19 protein-coding genes and 1 pseudogene are annotated in these 15,803 nt (G+C 62.5%); 11 read left to right on the top strand and 9 right to left on the bottom strand.

Translation table 11 applies throughout. The features are described from left to right. Positions 1–173 precede the first annotated feature (173 nt). From queA to ACQRBR_RS06460, 5 genes are all read left to right on the top strand, one after another. Entirely contained in the window at positions 174–1,286 is a 1,113-nt protein-coding gene (gene queA / locus ACQRBR_RS06480) for a tRNA preQ1(34) S-adenosylmethionine ribosyltransferase-isomerase QueA (protein ID WP_303740324.1), read from the top strand. A gap of 156 nt (positions 1,287–1,442) precedes the next feature. After that, positions 1,443–1,664, top strand: a complete 222-nt coding sequence (locus ACQRBR_RS06475; RefSeq protein WP_168934793.1) for a 4Fe-4S dicluster domain-containing protein — start codon at positions 1,443–1,445, stop codon at positions 1,662–1,664. Continuing rightward, on the top strand, positions 1,661–2,749 hold the full coding sequence (vorB, locus tag ACQRBR_RS06470) for a 3-methyl-2-oxobutanoate dehydrogenase subunit VorB (RefSeq protein WP_204626452.1): 1,089 nt from the start codon (positions 1,661–1,663) through the stop codon (positions 2,747–2,749). Before ACQRBR_RS06475 ends, vorB begins: the two co-directional genes overlap by 4 nt. A 1-nt stretch (position 2,750) precedes the next feature. Further along, a complete protein-coding gene (locus ACQRBR_RS06465) occupies positions 2,751–3,566 on the top strand; it encodes a thiamine pyrophosphate-dependent enzyme (protein ID WP_204626451.1) in 816 nt (271 codons plus the stop codon). Then, on the top strand, positions 3,559–4,098 hold the full coding sequence (locus ACQRBR_RS06460) for a 2-oxoacid:acceptor oxidoreductase family protein (RefSeq protein WP_204674043.1): 540 nt from the start codon (positions 3,559–3,561) through the stop codon (positions 4,096–4,098). The genes ACQRBR_RS06465 and ACQRBR_RS06460 overlap by 8 nt, the downstream gene beginning before the upstream one ends. Before the next feature lie 146 nt (positions 4,099–4,244). Here the strand turns inward: ACQRBR_RS06460 and ACQRBR_RS06455 are convergent, their stop codons facing one another. The 5 genes from ACQRBR_RS06455 to ACQRBR_RS06435 form a co-directional block, all read right to left on the bottom strand. Next, complete coding sequence (locus tag ACQRBR_RS06455) at positions 4,245–4,712, bottom strand: heavy metal-binding domain-containing protein (RefSeq protein ID WP_427812599.1); 468 nt, start codon at positions 4,710–4,712, stop codon at positions 4,245–4,247. 32 nt (positions 4,713–4,744) lie between these two features. Continuing rightward, complete coding sequence (locus ACQRBR_RS06450; RefSeq protein ID WP_427812598.1) at positions 4,745–5,227, bottom strand: DUF805 domain-containing protein; 483 nt, start codon at positions 5,225–5,227, stop codon at positions 4,745–4,747. Between the two features lie 92 nt (positions 5,228–5,319). After that, positions 5,320–5,883 (bottom strand): adenylate kinase, encoded by a 564-nt coding sequence (locus ACQRBR_RS06445; protein ID WP_427812597.1) that lies wholly within the window; start codon positions 5,881–5,883, stop codon positions 5,320–5,322. Positions 5,884–6,029: 146 nt separating this feature from the next. Beyond that, entirely contained in the window at positions 6,030–7,217 is a 1,188-nt protein-coding gene (gene proB / locus ACQRBR_RS06440) for a glutamate 5-kinase (protein ID WP_427812596.1), read from the bottom strand. A 149-nt stretch (positions 7,218–7,366) separates the two neighbouring features. Then, the gene (locus tag ACQRBR_RS06435) at positions 7,367–7,804 is read right to left on the bottom strand and encodes a MerR family transcriptional regulator (RefSeq protein ID WP_303880489.1); all 438 of its coding nucleotides are present in this window, start codon (positions 7,802–7,804) and stop codon (positions 7,367–7,369) included. Between the two features lie 140 nt (positions 7,805–7,944). On the opposite strand from ACQRBR_RS06435, the gene ACQRBR_RS06430 reads away from it, so the two are divergent. Both ACQRBR_RS06430 and ACQRBR_RS06425 read left to right on the top strand, forming a co-directional pair. Beyond that, positions 7,945–8,370, top strand: a complete 426-nt coding sequence (locus ACQRBR_RS06430) for an ester cyclase (RefSeq protein ID WP_279137393.1) — start codon at positions 7,945–7,947, stop codon at positions 8,368–8,370. A gap of 58 nt (positions 8,371–8,428) precedes the next feature. Next, positions 8,429–9,070: pseudogene (locus ACQRBR_RS06425) on the top strand (phosphatidylserine decarboxylase family protein); the annotation flags it as partial. 424 nt (positions 9,071–9,494) lie between these two features. Here ACQRBR_RS06425 and ACQRBR_RS06420 read toward each other — a convergent pair. The 4 genes from ACQRBR_RS06420 to rplU form a co-directional block, all read right to left on the bottom strand. Further along, the gene (locus ACQRBR_RS06420; RefSeq protein ID WP_168934785.1) at positions 9,495–9,920 is read right to left on the bottom strand and encodes a hypothetical protein; all 426 of its coding nucleotides are present in this window, start codon (positions 9,918–9,920) and stop codon (positions 9,495–9,497) included. A gap of 80 nt (positions 9,921–10,000) precedes the next feature. After that, positions 10,001–11,104 carry a GTPase ObgE gene (gene obgE / locus ACQRBR_RS06415; protein ID WP_204674038.1) on the bottom strand — a complete coding sequence of 368 codons (1,104 nt, stop codon included), beginning with the start codon at positions 11,102–11,104 and terminating at the stop codon, positions 10,001–10,003. 139 nt (positions 11,105–11,243) lie between these two features. Beyond that, a complete protein-coding gene (gene rpmA, locus ACQRBR_RS06410; RefSeq protein WP_040369732.1) occupies positions 11,244–11,516 on the bottom strand; it encodes a 50S ribosomal protein L27 in 273 nt (90 codons plus the stop codon). Between the two features lie 56 nt (positions 11,517–11,572). Further along, on the bottom strand, positions 11,573–11,881 hold the full coding sequence (gene rplU, locus ACQRBR_RS06405; protein ID WP_006007380.1) for a 50S ribosomal protein L21: 309 nt from the start codon (positions 11,879–11,881) through the stop codon (positions 11,573–11,575). A gap of 365 nt (positions 11,882–12,246) precedes the next feature. Between rplU and ACQRBR_RS06400 the strand changes: the two genes are divergently transcribed. The 4 genes from ACQRBR_RS06400 to atpB all read left to right on the top strand — a co-directional run bounded on the left by ACQRBR_RS06400 (position 12,247) and on the right by atpB (position 15,718). Then, positions 12,247–13,785 carry a class I SAM-dependent RNA methyltransferase gene (locus ACQRBR_RS06400; RefSeq protein WP_427812595.1) on the top strand — a complete coding sequence of 513 codons (1,539 nt, stop codon included), beginning with the start codon at positions 12,247–12,249 and terminating at the stop codon, positions 13,783–13,785. A gap of 283 nt (positions 13,786–14,068) precedes the next feature. After that, the gene (locus ACQRBR_RS06395) at positions 14,069–14,545 is read left to right on the top strand and encodes an AtpZ/AtpI family protein (protein WP_427812594.1); all 477 of its coding nucleotides are present in this window, start codon (positions 14,069–14,071) and stop codon (positions 14,543–14,545) included. 11 nt (positions 14,546–14,556) lie between these two features. After that, entirely contained in the window at positions 14,557–14,973 is a 417-nt protein-coding gene (locus ACQRBR_RS06390) for a hypothetical protein (RefSeq protein WP_300644589.1), read from the top strand. Between the two features lie 40 nt (positions 14,974–15,013). Continuing rightward, on the top strand, positions 15,014–15,718 hold the full coding sequence (atpB, locus tag ACQRBR_RS06385; RefSeq protein WP_040369730.1) for a F0F1 ATP synthase subunit A: 705 nt from the start codon (positions 15,014–15,016) through the stop codon (positions 15,716–15,718). Positions 15,719–15,803: the final 85 nt, after the last annotated feature.

The following is a 15,803-nucleotide window of genomic DNA, read 5'->3' as shown; positions in this document are numbered from 1 at the left end:
CGGACAGCCCGAAAAGGATAGCCTCTCCGGCACGGACTGACAAGCGTCTCTCCGGCTGCCCGGCTGCCCCTCCCCCTGCGGAGCGGGTATGGAAAACGGCATCGCCCGGCCCTGTCCCGACGGCAGATGTTGCGGCCGCCACGCGGCCCGAAGAGAAGTGAAGGAAAAGACCCATGCCGCCTGTTTTCGTTTCCGAAGATGATTTTCTGCTGCAAAACTATACCTACGAGCTGCCTCAGGAGCAGATCGCCCAGTATCCGCCGGAACAGCGGGGCACGTCGCGCCTGCTGACCATGCGCCGCAACGGCGCCCTGGACCTGGAACACCACATGTTCAGCGACCTGCCGGACTGCCTGCCCGAAGGCGCCCTGCTGGTGGCCAACAACTCCCGCGTGCTGCAGGCCCGCCTGCTGGGCAGCCGCAGTACCGGCGGCAAGGTGGAATTCCTGCTGCTGACGCCCCTGCCGCTGGTACGGGCCGCCGCCACGCCCGTCAAGGGCCGTGAGGACACCTGGAGCGCCGAGGTCAACGGCCTGGTCCGTTCCGGGGGCAGCGTGCGCGAAGGCGAGACCCTGCACTTCGGCGCGGGCATCAGCGTGACCATCCTTGAGTGCGGCACCTTCGGCCACCGGCGTGTGCGCATGTGCTGGAAGGGCGACGTGGCCGATGCCTTTGCCGCCACCGGGCACATCCCCCTGCCGCCCTATATCAAGCGTTCCGACGCCGAAGAAGATTTCAGCCGTTACCAGACCATCTACTCCCGCGAGGAGAAGACCGGCTCCGTGGCCGCGCCCACGGCGGGCTTGCACTTTACCGACGAGCTGCGCGAGACCCTGCGCCGGCGCGGCTTCCAGTGGGCCGAAGTGACGCTCTATGTGGGCTACGGCACCTTCAGCCCCGTGCGCTGCGAGGACATCCGCAATCACCAGATGCACCGGGAATATGTGGAACTGCCCGAAGAGACGGCCAACGCCATCGCCGAGGCCAAGGCCCAGCACCGGCCCGTCATCGCCGTGGGCACCACCTCGGTGCGCACGCTGGAAGGCGTGGCCCAGGTCTGCGGCCGTGCCCAGCCCTTTGCCGGCTGGACGGACATCTTCCTCTACCCCGGCCGTCCCTTCCGCGTGGTGGACGGGATCATCACCAACTTCCACCTGCCCGAGTCCTCCCTGCTGATGCTGGTCTCGGCCTTCGCGGGCCGCAAACGCATCCTGGAAGCCTATCAGGAGGCCGTGAAGGAAGGCTATCGCTTCTTCTCCTACGGGGATGCCATGCTCATCCGGTAGGTGTTTTTTTGCGGCTGCCCGGCTCCCCGGTACGGACGAAGCCGGACGCATCCGCAACCGGCCCTTCGGGGCATGATAAGTGTCAACACCGCATGGTGCGGCACCCTGTGGCAGGATGCCGCGCCATGTGCAATCTGTATCGATCAGGGGAACAGCATGTCGCGAATTGTTTTTCTGGAAGAACGCTGCAAAGGCTGCGGCCTGTGTGTAGCGGTCTGCCCGGCGCACATCATTCGCCCCTCGGGACGGTTCAACCGCCAGGGCTATGAGGTGATGGAAACCGAAGGCCGCTGTACGGGCTGCGCCTCCTGTGCGCTCATGTGCCCGGACGTGGCCATCCGTGTCTTCAAATCCAAAAAAACGGAGAAGACCGCATGAGTCACGACCGCATTCTCATCAAGGGCAATGAAGCTGTGGCCTTTGGCGCCCTGGACGCCGGCTGCCGCTGCTATTTCGGCTATCCCATCACGCCGCAGAACGAGATCCCCGAAACCATGTCCCTCCGGCTGCCCGAATGCGGCGGCCAGTTCGTGCAGGCCGAAAGCGAAGTGGCCGCCATCAACATGCTGCTGGGCGCCGGCGCCTGCGGCATCCCGGCCATGACCTCTTCGTCCAGCTGCGGCATCTCGCTGATGCAGGAGGGCATCTCCTACATGGCGGGCAGCCATATCCCGGCCGTCATCGTCAACATGGAACGCGGCGGCCCGGGCCTGGGCGATATCGGCCCCTCGCAGGGCGACTACTTCCAGGCCGTCAAGGGCGGCGGTCACGGCGACCACCGCAATCTGGTGCTGGCCCCCTCCACCGCGCAGGAATGCTACGACATGATGTTCCGCGCCTTCGCTCTGGCCTTCAAGTACGCCAACCCGGTCATGCTGCTGGGTGACGCCATCGTGGCCCAAATCAAGGAACCCGTGCGCCGTCAGCCCCCGGCCGACGCCCTGAGCCCCGAGGCCCTGGCCGAACTGGCCGCGCCCTGGCGCATGGAAGGCTACGGCAAGCGCGGCCCCGGCGCCAAGCCCCGTCTGCTCAAGTCCGTGTACCTGGCCGAAGGCGCCCTGGCCGCCCGCAACCGCCTGCTCATGGAAAAGTACGCCGCCATGCAGGCCGAAGCCTGCGCCGAATGCTGGAACACCGACGACGCCGAGCTCGTGGTGGTGGCCTTCGGCTCCATGGCCCGCATCGCCCGCAGCGCCATCCGCAAGCTGCGTGAAGAAGGCCTCAAGGCGGGCCTGTTCCGTCCCAAGACGCTCTATCCCTTCCCGGCCGACGCCCTGCGCGCCCTGGCTCCGGGCCGCCGCTTCCTGGTCATCGAACAGAACACCGGCCAGATGGTGGAAGACGTGCGCCTGTCCCTGATGGGCGAGAACGCCAAGGTGGACTGGCACGGCGTCATGCCCGGCCTGTTCATCGGCGCCGATGCCCTGGAAGATCCCATCCGTCAGGCCTGCAAGGAGAACTAAGATGCACGCGCACGAACTTGAACAGGCCCTTGTGCCCCAGGATGGCGAGACCCTGGTCTTCGACACCAATCCCGTGCTCAACGAGCGCGTGACCCACTACTGCCCCGGCTGCCACCACGGCATCGCCCACCGTCTGGTGAGCGAGGTGCTGCACGAGCTGGGCGTGGCCGACAGGACCATCCTGGTGGCCTCCGTGGGCTGCGCCACCTTTACCTACGACTACTTCAACGTGGACGGCCTCGAAGCCCCCCACGGCCGTGCCTGCGCCGTGGCCACCGGCGTGCGCCGCGCCCGCCCCGAAAGCGTGGTCTTCACCTACCAGGGCGACGGCGACATGGGCGCCATCGGTCTGGCCGAGTCCATCCATGCGGCCAACCGCGGCGAGCTCATCACCGGCATCTTCATCAACAACACCGTCTACGGTATGACCGGCGGCCAGATGGCCCCCACCACCCTGCTGGGCCAGAAGACCACCACCAGCCCCCGCGGCCGCGACATGGCCCGCCACGAAGGCGGCCCCATCCGCATGGCCGAACTCATGGCCCAGCTCTCCGGCGTGGCCTATTCCGAACGCTGCGCCCTGGACAGCGTCAAGCATGTGCGCGCGGCCAAGAAGGCCCTGCGCAAGGCCTTCGAAGTGCAGCTGCAGGGCCTGGGCTTCGGCTTCGTGGAGCTGCTCTCCGGCTGCCCCACCAACTGGCATATGGACCCCGTCAGCGCCAACAAGCGCATCAGCGAGGCCATGATCCCTGTATTCCCTCTGGGCGTGTACAAAGACGTGACCGCCCCGGCCGAAAGCGAGGTGCAGCATGGCTAAGTATCAGGACGTCATCATCGCCGGTTTCGGCGGCCAGGGCGTCATGCTCATCGGCAACCTGCTGGCCCAGGCCGGTATGGAACACGGCCTCGAAGTGAGTTTCATCCCGGTCTACGGTGCCGAGATGCGCGGCGGTACCGCCAACTGCACCGTGGTGCTGGACGAGCATCCCGTGGGGTCGCCCCTGGTCAACACGCCCCGCTCCATCATCGTGCTCAACGAACCCTCGCTGGCCAAGTTCCAGCCCCGGCTGCACCCCGACGGCGTGCAGATCGTCAACGCCTCGCTCATCTCCGAAGGCCTGCTGGACGGCAAGCACCGCACGGTCTACATCCCGGTCAACGACATCGCCCACGAACTGGGCAATGTGAAACTGGCCAACATGGTGGCCCTGGGCGCCTGGATCAAGGCCACCGGCGCCCTGCCCCTGGAAGCCGTGCAGGAAGCCCTCAACCGCGTGGTCAGCGCCCACTACGCCAAGCTGATCCCGGTCAACGCCAAGGCCCTGCAGGCCGGCTACGACTTCGCGTAACGAACTGGACGGGGGAAGGGGCCCCCTCTGCTCGCGCGAGAGCTGTCCCCTTTCCCCGTACCCCCATCCCTCCCCAGCGCGCTTTATCGCTAGCTGTAACAGGAAACGGCCCGCATATGCGGGCCGTTTCCTGTTACAGCTATTAGCTATCCCCAAAAACTAAATTTTCTTGTAGGAGCATCCTGTTGTTTCTTCTGGCTCTCTGTTGAAAAATTTTTTACAGCACTGAGAGCATCAGTGATCTTTTTATTTTGAATATTAGACAAAATTGCTGTTCCAGAAACAGAAACGATTAGCATTCCTTTTCCACTAGTTGCTTCACTTACTTTTATATCACAACAATATACGCTATCTGCACCTTTTTTCAGGGCCTCAAGACGCATCATATTCAAAGCACATTCTTCAGCATATTTGAGCTTATCGCCGAAACAACCAGACTGCATTCCAAAAAAGTCAGTAACAGAGGCAAAAAATTCTGAAATTGGCCCTGTTCCAATTACGCTATACCCTGTAACGACACCATAATCCGTAAGTTCTGCAAGCGGTTCTTGAGCTGATATAAATACACAGGGAACAGCTTCTTTTAAAATATTCATAATATCATTTTTATCCATACTAAACTCTCTATATTTAATGTAAAATAAAATTAATCTATATTATCATTATATTCTTTTTCTCTCACGCACGGCGCCGGACCGTACTTGTTGGGGCCTTCCTGACCGCCGGCGAAGCAGAGGAAAAGCAGCAGCGTACCGGTGATGAACAGCCAGGCATAGTGCAGATAGAGCATGTAGTCCGACAGGTGGCCTTCATTGTTCATGTAGTTGGAAAGGCCGAACATGGGCAGGATGACGGTGATGGTCAGCCAGACCGTCCAGATGCCGCCGGGCAGGTTCAGGTCGTGCAGACGGCGGATGCCCACGGAGCTGAGCGGGATCATCAGCAGGGCCCAGAGCATGCCCACGATCATAGGCGAGGTGAACCACACGGCCAGCGCCCCCAGTACCAGGAAGAACAGCAGGAACCAGATGAACTCGGCCCGGCAGCTGCGACCGTAGCAGCGGGCGAATTTGCCGAAGCAGGCGGCGATGGCCGCACCGGGTTTCATGACAGTTGTTTTGCCGGACATGGTCCCTCCTTGATGACAGAGAGCAGTGGATTGACAGGATAGCCACAAGCTCTGCCCGCTACGGCAGACGCATGGAAAAAACGATTTCTACATCATCCCGCTACGGCATCGGCCTGTGGCACTGCCGTATGCAGAAGCCGCTGTATCATTTCGATATCCAGGGCATAGTCTTTGTCCATCAGAATGTGATCATAGGAATGCAGGATGCACTGCCGCAAATTGCGCTGATTTTCCTCAAGCAGGCTCTCAAGCGCAGGACATGCTTCCTTCCTGTTTTCGATCACGCTTTCATACCGGGCTATGTCCGCATATCTTTCTTTGATATAGCCCTCGCTGAACACAAGACAGACATAGGCGATTTCTTTTCTGTACTCGTCCGGGAAATCATTTTCCCAGCCAAAGGGAATATAGCATCCCTCGATGATCATGTGCCGGCGGTTCTCGATGCATGTCTTGATCATCTCCCGGACGATGGGCCACAGATAGCGTGTGAGCTCGGCATCATCGCTTTCAGGAGACAGCGCGCACCGGCCGCTCCTGATGAGCCCCATCTTCAGGTGATCCAGCGACAGGCAGGGATAGCGGTATGCCTCCAGCAGCTTCTGCGCCAGCAGGGTCTTTCCCGTATGTGTTGCCCCTGCGATCAATATGACCATCGCTCACCAACTCCGGGGATCTGCCCGTTTTCTGCTTTCCTTCCCTGGAAGAGAGGCTGATCCGCCTCCCGCACGGGGCCATGCGCCCCGCTCTTCAGCGCGGCATGCCACACGGATGCGGCCTGCCGCCCGGCAAACGCCGCTGCCTAGATGGCGGCATCCATGAGCAGGTTGTCGCGGTGGATGACCTCGGGATAGTGGGCATCGCCCAGGATGGCGGCCACCTCATGGCGCCGCAGGCCCATGATCTTGCGCAGGTCCGCCGCGCTGTAATTGGACAGGCCCACGCCCAGGCTGGCGTGGCTGTCGCTCTCGTCCAGACGGGCCACACGCACCAGCGCGCCTTTCTGGAAATTGCCCAGCACCTGGCGCACACCGCCGGGCAGCAGACTGCTGCCCTTGCTGAGCAGGGCCTCGGCCGCACCGGCATCCACCAGCACCGTGCCTGCCGGATCGGACTGGTAGGCCAGCCAGAATTTGCGCCGCGGGATGGCGTGTTCCTCGGGACGGACCCAAGTGCCCACGGCCTCACCGGCAAAGGCGCGCGCCAGCACGTCCGCTTCTCGACCGGGCAGGATGAGAGTGGGCACGCCCAGCTGGGCGGCGCGGCGCGCGGCTTGCAGCTTGGAATACATGCCGCCGGTGCCCACGCTGGTCTTGCCGCCGCACATGCGGCCCAGATCGAGGCCCGCCACGTCCTCCACGCATTCCAGGATGCCCGCATCGGGCACTTCCTGCGGGTTGGCCGCATAGACGCCCGGAGCCGAGGTCAGGTTGATGTAGAGGTCGGCGCCGATAAGGTTGACCAGCAGGCTGGCCAGACAGTCGTTGTCGCCGAATTTCAGCTCGCTGACCGAGACCGTGTCGTTCTCGTTGACGATGGGCAGCACGCCCCAGTCCATGAGCTCGGCGAAGGTGTTGCGGGCATTGAGGAAACGCTGGCGGGCGCGCAGATCGTCGCGGGTAAGCAGCACCTGCGAGGTGGGAAAATCATAGGCGCGGAAGACCTCGTCCCAGGCGCGCATGAGCTGGCCCTGTCCCACGGCGGCAGCCGCCTGACGGGCGGACAGGCCGGAGGTCTCGCCGCTGTGGCCGTGGGCGCGCAGGACGGCGCGACCGGCCGCCACGGCCCCGGAAGAGACCAGCACCAGACGGCGTTCATGCCCGTCCGGCGCGGTGCGCAGGGCGGCCATCTGACGGGCCAGGCTTTCCAGCACGGGGGTGCTCAGCCCCTGGGCATCAGTCAATACCGCACTGCCCACTTTGATGACCACCACACGGGCACGGGCCAGCGCCTGTGCTTTTTCCTGTCGCCAATCGGCCTGTCTTTCCATGATAGCTCCTGCAAGGGCTCTAAAAAATTCCTGTCCGCCTCCGGCGGACGCCGCCTGACCATAGCTCAAAGCACGACAAACAGCCAGCGTACAAACAGTTCGTGTCGCTCCAACCGAAGGGCCTGACTTCCCCCACTCCGTATGCCCTTTCAGGAAGGATCATGCGAGAACTTCGCATAATCGGAACAATCAGGACACGGCGCCCCCAGGGTCTCGATGATCCTGTCCCCTTTTTCCCGGCTGCCGGCCGGATCGGCGACCAGCTCGTCCAGCTTGCGGAGCAGGGCATCCAGCGAGGCTATCTGCGCTTTTATGTTCTTCCTGTGGGATTCGATGATGGCGACGATGTCCCCATCATGAAGGGCGCTGCCATCGTCCTTGATCGACAGCAGCTTTTCAATGTCGGCAAGCGACATGCCGTGGTTGCGGCAATGGCGGATGAAGCGCAGGCGCTCCAGATCGTTCTGATCGTAGATCCTGTAGTTTGCCGCCGTGCGCTTTGCGTTGGGCAGCAAGCCGATCTTTTCATAGTAACGGATGGTGACTGCCGGGCAGCGGGAAATTTTGGCGACCTCTCCTATCCTCATGTTCACCTCCCCGACGTGCAGGGGACGACATCGTACGAAAAGTGCTTGACCTTATAGCTGCTATAAGGATTAGCGTCAATTCAGACCTCCCGGAAGGATACGCGGATCCGCACTGCCAACATCCAGCAAGGAGCATATCCATGTCCCCTGAAGAAAACAAAGCTGTCGTCAAAAAATTCTACCAGCTCATCGAAGAGAACAACTACGATGCGCTGAAGGAGCTGTGCCACCCTGATTTCCGTTTCTACTCCCAGATAGACCATCCTCTTTCGGCCGATGAGTTCATCCGGCAGGAAAAGAACCATATGGACGCCTGCCCGGGCTTTACCATGCGCATCCACAACATGTTCGCGGAAGGTGACAAGGTGGCCTGCTATCTGGTCTATGAAGGGGTCCACACCAGACCTTTTCTCGGCCTTCCGCCCACGAACAAAAAAGTGCGCTTTTCCCTGATGTTCATGATCACCCTCAAGGACGGGAAATTCCTTGAGAAACGGGCCCACTATGACGGCGCCGACATTCTGAGACAGCACGGGATGGACATTTTGTGCCCGTCACTCGTGTAGCCTGACTGCGGGAGGCCTCCCTGCCCGTGCATGGAGGCCTCCCCCCGGAGACATGCTCATGAAACATCCCCAAACCGGCATATGTAGGGAAGGTCTTCCTTTCCTTGCCCTCGTCGCGTTCAGCGCGCTCCTGTTCGCCCTCCTGGGGCTCTGGCTACCGGCCCTGGCCTTCCTGCTCGTACTCTGGCTGTCCAGCCATTTTTTCCGTGATCCTGAACGGGTCAGCCCACAAGAGGAGCACTGCGCCCTCAGTCCGGCCGACGGCAGGATCGTGCGCATCGAGCAGGCCGACGAACCGTTCACGGGAAAGCGGCTCACCTGCATCAGCATCTTCATGAACCTGTTTGACGTGCACGTGAACCGGATGCCGGTCGATGCCCGCATCCAAGACATCCGCTATTACCCCGGCAAATTCTTCAACGCGTCCCTGGACAAAGCCTCCCGGGATAACGAACGCTGCGCCTATGCCCTGAAGACCGATGACGGGGACTTCGTCATGGTGCAGATCTCGGGCCTCATAGCCCGGCGCATCGTCAGTTATGCGGAGAGAGGCGATATGGGTAAAAAAGGGGAACGTATCGGCATGATCAAGTTCGGCTCCCGTGTCGATCTTTACCTGCCTCCGAACTACGCGCCCCGTGTCGCGGTGGGACAGAAGGTCTTCGCCGGTCAAAGCATCGTGGCGGTACGCCAACAGCCTTGCAGCCCTCTGCCCTCGGAAGACAGAAAAGGGAGCCCTTCCCCCGAAAGTCTGTTTGCCAAAGGAGCGGAATAAAATCCCCGACGTGTGATCCGCATGGTATCGACACGCCGGGCTCCTGCCGTTCCTCACGATATCATGGATGCCGGACACGGCAGCATGAGGAGCGCAGGCAGGCAATTTCTCCCCCCTATGACGGCATGGTCTTCCCGCCAAGGAGCCACAAAAAAGGACGCCGGGTATATCCGACGTCCTTTTTTATTTCTGTGGTCCGGGGCAGGAGAGCATCAGACGATGCCCGTCACCTCATGACGGATCGGCCGGCCTTCCGGCCTTTGCCCAAAGATGCCCGGGGCTTGCCCGCGCTCTCGGGAAGCAGGCAAAAAATGGCGGCCCCGCCCCCATAAAACTCTGGGGTACGGAACTACTTGTAGAACTCCAGCGAGTCCACGATACCCTGCAGGGCGGGATGGCCGGTACGGCCCACGATGCTGGCCACGCCGTGCATGCCGTCGAAGGTCCAGAGGCAGACCTCCAGCGGCAGATCGCCCGCCATGCCCTTGAGGCCGTAATAATTGCCGTTCTGCGCCACACGGGCGGCATGCAGCTTCTGCTCGTAATCGGCCGCCAGCTGTTCCGGGGTCATGGTCCCGCTGGCGGCGGTGACGATGGTGACGCTCACGGATTTGTCCGGGGCCACCAGGACCACGCCTTCGGTCACGTCCGGCACGGCGGTCACGGTCCAGCCCTCGGGGGCGACCACGCGGAAGGTCTGCTTCTCCACAGGGGCGGCCAGGGCCGTGGCGCACAGGGCCAGCAGCAGGAGGCAGGACAGAAGGATATGTTTCATGCTTCTCCTCCTGAGTGACAAAAAACGGGGCAGGAACGCGGCCTGCCAAGCGGCGGCACCGCATCCCTGCCCCGTACGCATCACTCGCGGGTGTAGATGACTTCGATGTCCTCGAATTCCTCTTCGTCCACGTTCTCGGCTTCCACGAAGTGGTGCAGGGGCTCGTGCACCTGCACTTCGTCGCGCAGCTTCCAGAGCGCGGCCACCAAGTCCTCGATGCCGATGCCGTCACGGGCCGAGATGAAGAAGACCTCGCGGCCGTCGGCGCGGGCGCGGGCCCGCAGCTCTTCCAGACGCTCTTCATCCACCAGGTCGATCTTGTTGACCACTTCGATCTGGCGGCGTTCGGCCAGTTCGGGGTCGAAGCGGCGCAGCTCCTCGTTGATGAGCTCGAAACCGGCCCAGGGATTGTCGTCGCTCACGTCCTCGATGCTGAGGATATGCACCAGGAAGCGGGTGCGCTCCACATGCTTGAGGAAACGGTGGCCCAGGCCCTGCCCTTCGTGGGCGCCCTCGATAAGGCCGGGGATGTCGGCGATGACCATGCGGCGGTCAGGATCGTATTCGTCGATCATGACGCCCAGATTGGGGGTCAGCGTGGTAAAGGGATAGGCCGCGATCTTGGGCCGCGCCGCCGAGACCTGCGAGATGAAGGTGGACTTGCCCGCATTGGGCAGGCCCAGCAGGCCAGCGTCGGCCAGGATCTTCAGTTCCAGGCGCAGTTCGCGTTCCTCGCCGGGCTCGCCGGGCTGAGCGAAACGCGGGGCGCGCATGGTGGACGTTTTGAAATGCTCGTTGCCCATGCCGCCGCGACCGCCCTGGGCGGCCACCACTTCCATGTCGGGCTCGCGCAGGTCGGCCAGCAGGTATTCCTCGCCCATCTCGTCGCGGGCATAGACCAGGGTGCCCACGGGCAGGCCCAGGATGAGGTCATCGCCCTTGCGGCCGTTGCACTGGCTGCCCATGCCGGGCTGGCCGTTGCGGGCCTCGTACTGGCGCTTGAGGCGGAAGTCATAAAGGGAAAGCAGGCGGCTGTCCGCCTTGAGGATGACGGAACCGCCCTTGCCGCCGTCACCGCCGTCCGGCCCGCCGCGGGGCACGAACTTTTCACGCCGGAAAGACACGCAGCCGTGGCCGCCCTTGCCGGCCCGGACCTGGATAGTAGCTTCGTCCACAAAACGCATGAAAAATCTCCCGGGTGTCACCACCCTGATCTTCGGGACGCCTTGCGGGCGTACCGCAGGCCGCAGGGGCCTGAAAAAAGCAAAAAAGGGAAGAAGCCCTGCGGCCTCTTCCCTTCAAAAATCACGCCTTGCCGCGCCGTTATTCGGCAACGGGGGCTTCCACATGCACGCGGGTGAGCACGCGACGCTTGCGGATGTACTTTTCAAAACGCACCACGCCGTCAACCTTGGCGAACAGGGTGTAGTCCCTGCCCATGCCCACGTTGGTGCCGGGATAGATCTTGGTGCCGAGCTGACGCACGATGATGTTGCCAGCCAGCACGTTCTGGCCGCCAAAGCGCTTCACGCCGCGTCTTTGGCCCGCACTGTCGCGGCCGTTACGCGAAGAGCCGCCTGCTTTCTTATGAGCCATGGTATACTCCTTACAAGGCAGATTGCCGTGCGTCCCCGCAGGGACACGCCGCCAAACTAGCCGTTAATGCTTTTGACGCGGATGGTGGTGCAGTCCTGACGATGACCGCGCAGCTTGCGCGAGTCGTTACGACGCCAGCGCTTGAACACCATAACCTTGGCGCCGCGGCCCTGTTCCACCACTTCGGCGGTCACGGCAGCGTTTTCCACATAGGGAGCGCCCACTTTCACGTCGGCGCCGCCAAGCATCAGCACCTTGTCCAGCTTGATTTCGCTGCCGGCTTCGCCAGCGAGCTTTTCCACAACGATCTTGGAACCTTCTTCGACGCGGTACTGTTTGCCGCCCGTTTCAATAATAGCGTACATGCTCTTAAACCTCCGAAAAGAGAGAGGCCTGTTTGCCTCATGCTACAAGAAAAGTCAAGTGATTTTTGTTCTTGGCCGCGCCACAGGCCACGCATCCAGTGGTGGGACGCGCGGTAGTCGGGGCCAGACAGAGGCGTAGGCCAGTTGCGTTGCATAGCACAGGAAGGGCCGGGAGGCAATGCTTTTTTGCCTTCCGCCGCTTTTTTTCCCGCGCCGGACGCGCTTTTCCCGCCAAAGGGGGACGGCCGCCCCCTTTGCACGCCCTGCCGCGCATTGCCAGCCCGGGGCAAAGCCGCTACAAGAAAGATCATCGTGCCGCAGGCCTCTCCGGCCTGTTCCCCGCCACTCCAACCCCCTGTTCCGCCATGACCGATGAGATCGTTTGCCGCATCGACGCCCTGAGCCACGACGGCCGCGGCCTGCACCGCCCCGAGGACGGCGGGCCTGTCATTTTCGTCGCGGGCTCCCTGCCCGGCCAGACGGTACGGGCCCGTATCATCCGCCGCCAGAAACGCTTCTGGGAGGCCCAGCGTACGGCGGTGCTGGAGGACGTGGCCCTGGCGGCGGACATTTGTCCCCACGGCGAAGATTGCGGCGGCTGTCCCTGGCAGCGTCTGCCCTATGCGGCCCAGCTGCGCTGGAAAGGCCAGCTGGTACGCGATGCCCTGGAGCGCATCGGCGGTCTGGGCCGTGATGCGGCCCTGCCCCTGCGGCCCGCCCTGGGCTCCCCGGAACAGCGGGCCTTCCGCAACAAGATGGAATTCGCCTTCGGTCCTGCCGACGGCAGCGGCCTGTGCCTGGGCCTGCGCCGACGCGGCGGCCTGCAGGTGCTGCCGGTGTCCGGCTGCGCCCTGCTGCCCGGCGAGGGGCTGGAGCTGGTCACGGCCTGCGCCGACCTGGCCGCCCGCAGCGGCCTGCCCGCCTATGTGCCCCCGCGCAGCGCCGCCGAGGAGGGCCGCCTGCGGCCCCGGGCGGACAAAAATCGCGGACGCCGCCCCCGGCGGGAACGTCCGGCTATGGAAGACTGCGGCTTCTGGCGTTTCCTGGTGGTGCGCTACGGCTGGCCCGATCCCGATCCGGCACAGGCCGCCGCGGACGATGCCCCGGGACGCCGCTGGTGGCTCACCTGCGTCACCAGTCCCGGCACGGCGGAACAGCGTCGCACCGTGGCCCGCATGGGCCGGGAACTGCTGGACGCCTTCCCGTGCGTTCAGGCCTTTGTCCATGAAGAACGTGCCACCCCTGATGCTCTGGTGGCCGGAGAGACGCGCGTGCTCTGCCTCGACCGCCGGGGCGAGGCCCTGCCGGAGGACGGAGCTCCGCTATATCTGCCCCTGGGCGGCCGCTGGTTCGGTATCGATCCCGCTTCCTTTTTCCAGGTCAACAGCCGGGCCGCCGAACTGCTGGCCGCCACGGCCGTGGATCTGCTCCTCTCCCCCCAGGCGGGCGTGACGCCCCGCCGCCTGCTGGATGTCTATTGCGGTGCGGGCGCTCCGGGCCTGCTGGCCGCGGGACACTTTGAAGACGTGCTGGGCATGGAGTACGACCGCCGCGCCGTGCTCCTTGCGGAGCGCAATGCCCGCCGTTTCGGCTTCGGCCATTGCCGCTACGAGGCCGGGGACGCCGCCCGCCTGCTGACGGCCCTGGCCCGCAAGCACGGCCCCGGCCACTGGGATCATGCCCTGCTGGACCCGCCGCGCGGCGGTGTGGCCCCGGAAGCCCTGGAGGCCCTGCTTCATCTGGCACCGGAGCGTCTGGTCTACATCTCGTGCAACCCGGCCACCCTGGCTCGCGATGCCCGGGTGCTGTCCACCGAGTATGAGCTGATGCAGGTGACCCCCCTGGATCTCTTCCCCCACAGCCCGCACGTGGAAAGCGTGAGCTGCTGGCAGCGCCGCGCCTGAGACGGCCCCCTTTTCCGGTGTCGCATGGTACGGATTTTTGACGCTTTCGGGGCTTTCGATCCTTTTTATAAAATATGTCAGATAGTTAAAAAATAATTTATTTTTCAATACGATAGAAGAATGCTTCACAGCATCTTCCGGACGGGGAGCCGGTGCAAATCCACAAATTGCATTGACGCAGCGATGCCATTGTGATAATTTGTACATTGACACGGCTTCAGGGGGTCCAAAGGATTTTGTGATCCTCACCCGCCCGTCATCACAGCCGGAGGCAGGAGAAAACGTGTCACTGAAGGACATTTTCAAACAGCAGAGCAAGGGCATGGAATCCCTTGCCACCACGGGCACCATCGGTATGCATATGGTAAGCGGCCCGCTGGTGGGTTTCGCCATAGGCTACGGACTCGACGCCTGGCTGGAGACGGGGCCCTGGCTGAAGCTGGTCTTCCTGGTCATCGGGATCATCGCCGGTTTCATGAACGTCTATGAGGATACCCAGCGCCTGCTGCGCAAGATGTCCCGCGAAGAAGAACAAAAACGTGCCGAAGCCCTGGCCGACAGGCCGGAGCGCGTCACGGTGAAGAAAAAAACGGTCGTCCCGGACAGCATCGCCCGGGCCTGTGCGGCGGAGACCGCCGCCGTCAGCCGGGAAACCGGCGGCAAGGCCCCCACGGCGCAGCTGCGCAACGGCACGACCAGCCCGGAAGCCCCCGAGGGCGAAGGCACGAAGACCGGCGGTCACGACCACAATGACGGATAATGTTAGGACCCTTGCTGAAAGATATTGACAACTGGCTCTGGCGTCGGGGTATAAGTCATCCGGTCATTCTGCCGCTGGTGCGGAATTTGATTTTGTTTACCGGCATTTGCCTTGTGATGGGCGGCGTCGGTTATGCGCACATGCCTGGCCTGTTCTGGTTTGGCGTGGGCGCGGCAATGATAACTTGGACTTTTTGGGGATTGGCCCGCTTTTTCTTGCGGCAGCCCCTTGGTGAATACAGTACGGCGTTCCTGCGCGTGGTGCTCTTGCGCTGGGGAGGCAGACTGGCCGTACTGGCCGTGGTGACCTATGTGGCCCTTGCAGTGTGCGGGGCGCCGCTGACGGCCCTGCTGGGAGGGTTGGCCGCCGCCACGGCATTGGCGCTCATTACCTACGCGTGGGCAAGCCGCGCGGCCGGAAAGCGCTAGCGCCGGATTTTTCACCTTAACCGAGCAGGAGGCATGTCTCATGGCTGGTGGTTTGCCGCATCCGGTATTACTCTCCACGTTCTGCAACATGGACCAGATCACGATCGGCGGACAGGTGGTGGAATTCAAACATGTCTTCTACTCCTGGGTCTGTATGGCCGTGCTTTTCGTGGTGGCCTATCTCGTGCGCCGTCGTCTGACCCTGGTGCCCGGAGGCATGCAGAACTTCTTTGAAGCTCTCATCGACACCATCGAGAACTTCATCTGCAACACGATGGGCGAGGCCGGCCGCCGCTTCGTGCCGCTGCTGGCCGGTATGTTCATCTACATTTTCGGCATGAACCTGCTGGGCCTGATCCCCGGCTTCGACGCCCCCACGGCCAACCTGAACACCACCGTGAGCATGGCCCTGTTCGTGCTCGTGTTCTACAACGCCCTGGGTATCATCCGCTGGAAGGCGCACTACGTGCACCACTTCACCGGGCCCTCCAAGTTCCTCATCCCGCTGATGTTCCCCCTGGAGATCGTGTCGCACCTGTCGCGTCCCGTCTCTCTGTCTCTCCGTCTTTTCGGTAACATCCGCGGTGAAGAAATCGTTATGGTGCTCTTCTTCATCATGGCTCCCATCCTGGGCACCATCCCGATTTACGCCCTGTTCCTGCTGGGCAAGACCATGCAGGCCTTTGTGTTCTTCATGCTGACCATGTTCTACATCAAGGGCGCCATCGAGGCCCCGGAACATTAATCAGCCCGCTGCCCTTACGGCAGCCCCGAATATGTGGGGAATGGTCGGAAACGACCCAACTTATACAAACTGTTGAAGGAGTGTC

The organism is Desulfovibrio sp. SGI.133 (genome assembly GCF_050313955.1).
Taxonomy (GTDB): Bacteria; Desulfobacterota; Desulfovibrionia; order Desulfovibrionales; family Desulfovibrionaceae; genus Desulfovibrio.
This window is presented reverse-complemented; position numbering and strand designations above follow the sequence as displayed.

Excerpts from the sequence above, each read along its gene's own strand:
- ACQRBR_RS06420 (WP_168934785.1), bottom strand. The coding sequence starts at position 9,920 with ATGAAACATATCCTTCTGTCCTGCCTCCTGCTGCTGGCCCTGTGCGCC.
- obgE (WP_204674038.1), bottom strand. The coding sequence starts at position 11,104 with ATGCGTTTTGTGGACGAAGCTACTATCCAGGTCCGGGCCGGCAAGGGC.
- atpB (WP_040369730.1), top strand. The coding sequence starts at position 15,014 with ATGGCTGGTGGTTTGCCGCATCCGGTATTACTCTCCACGTTCTGCAAC.
- queA (WP_303740324.1), top strand. The coding sequence starts at position 174 with ATGCCGCCTGTTTTCGTTTCCGAAGATGATTTTCTGCTGCAAAACTAT.
- vorB (WP_204626452.1), top strand. The coding sequence starts at position 1,661 with ATGAGTCACGACCGCATTCTCATCAAGGGCAATGAAGCTGTGGCCTTT.
- ACQRBR_RS06465 (WP_204626451.1), top strand. The coding sequence starts at position 2,751 with ATGCACGCGCACGAACTTGAACAGGCCCTTGTGCCCCAGGATGGCGAG.
- proB (WP_427812596.1), bottom strand. The coding sequence starts at position 7,217 with ATGGAAAGACAGGCCGATTGGCGACAGGAAAAAGCACAGGCGCTGGCC.
- rplU (WP_006007380.1), bottom strand. The coding sequence starts at position 11,881 with ATGTACGCTATTATTGAAACGGGCGGCAAACAGTACCGCGTCGAAGAA.
- ACQRBR_RS06460 (WP_204674043.1), top strand. The coding sequence starts at position 3,559 with ATGGCTAAGTATCAGGACGTCATCATCGCCGGTTTCGGCGGCCAGGGC.
- ACQRBR_RS06430 (WP_279137393.1), top strand. The coding sequence starts at position 7,945 with ATGTCCCCTGAAGAAAACAAAGCTGTCGTCAAAAAATTCTACCAGCTC.
- ACQRBR_RS06450 (WP_427812598.1), bottom strand. The coding sequence starts at position 5,227 with ATGTCCGGCAAAACAACTGTCATGAAACCCGGTGCGGCCATCGCCGCC.
- ACQRBR_RS06445 (WP_427812597.1), bottom strand. The coding sequence starts at position 5,883 with ATGGTCATATTGATCGCAGGGGCAACACATACGGGAAAGACCCTGCTG.
- rpmA (WP_040369732.1), bottom strand. The coding sequence starts at position 11,516 with ATGGCTCATAAGAAAGCAGGCGGCTCTTCGCGTAACGGCCGCGACAGT.
- ACQRBR_RS06455 (WP_427812599.1), bottom strand. The coding sequence starts at position 4,712 with ATGGATAAAAATGATATTATGAATATTTTAAAAGAAGCTGTTCCCTGT.
- ACQRBR_RS06435 (WP_303880489.1), bottom strand. The coding sequence starts at position 7,804 with ATGAGGATAGGAGAGGTCGCCAAAATTTCCCGCTGCCCGGCAGTCACC.
- ACQRBR_RS06475 (WP_168934793.1), top strand. The coding sequence starts at position 1,443 with ATGTCGCGAATTGTTTTTCTGGAAGAACGCTGCAAAGGCTGCGGCCTG.
- ACQRBR_RS06400 (WP_427812595.1), top strand. The coding sequence starts at position 12,247 with ATGACCGATGAGATCGTTTGCCGCATCGACGCCCTGAGCCACGACGGC.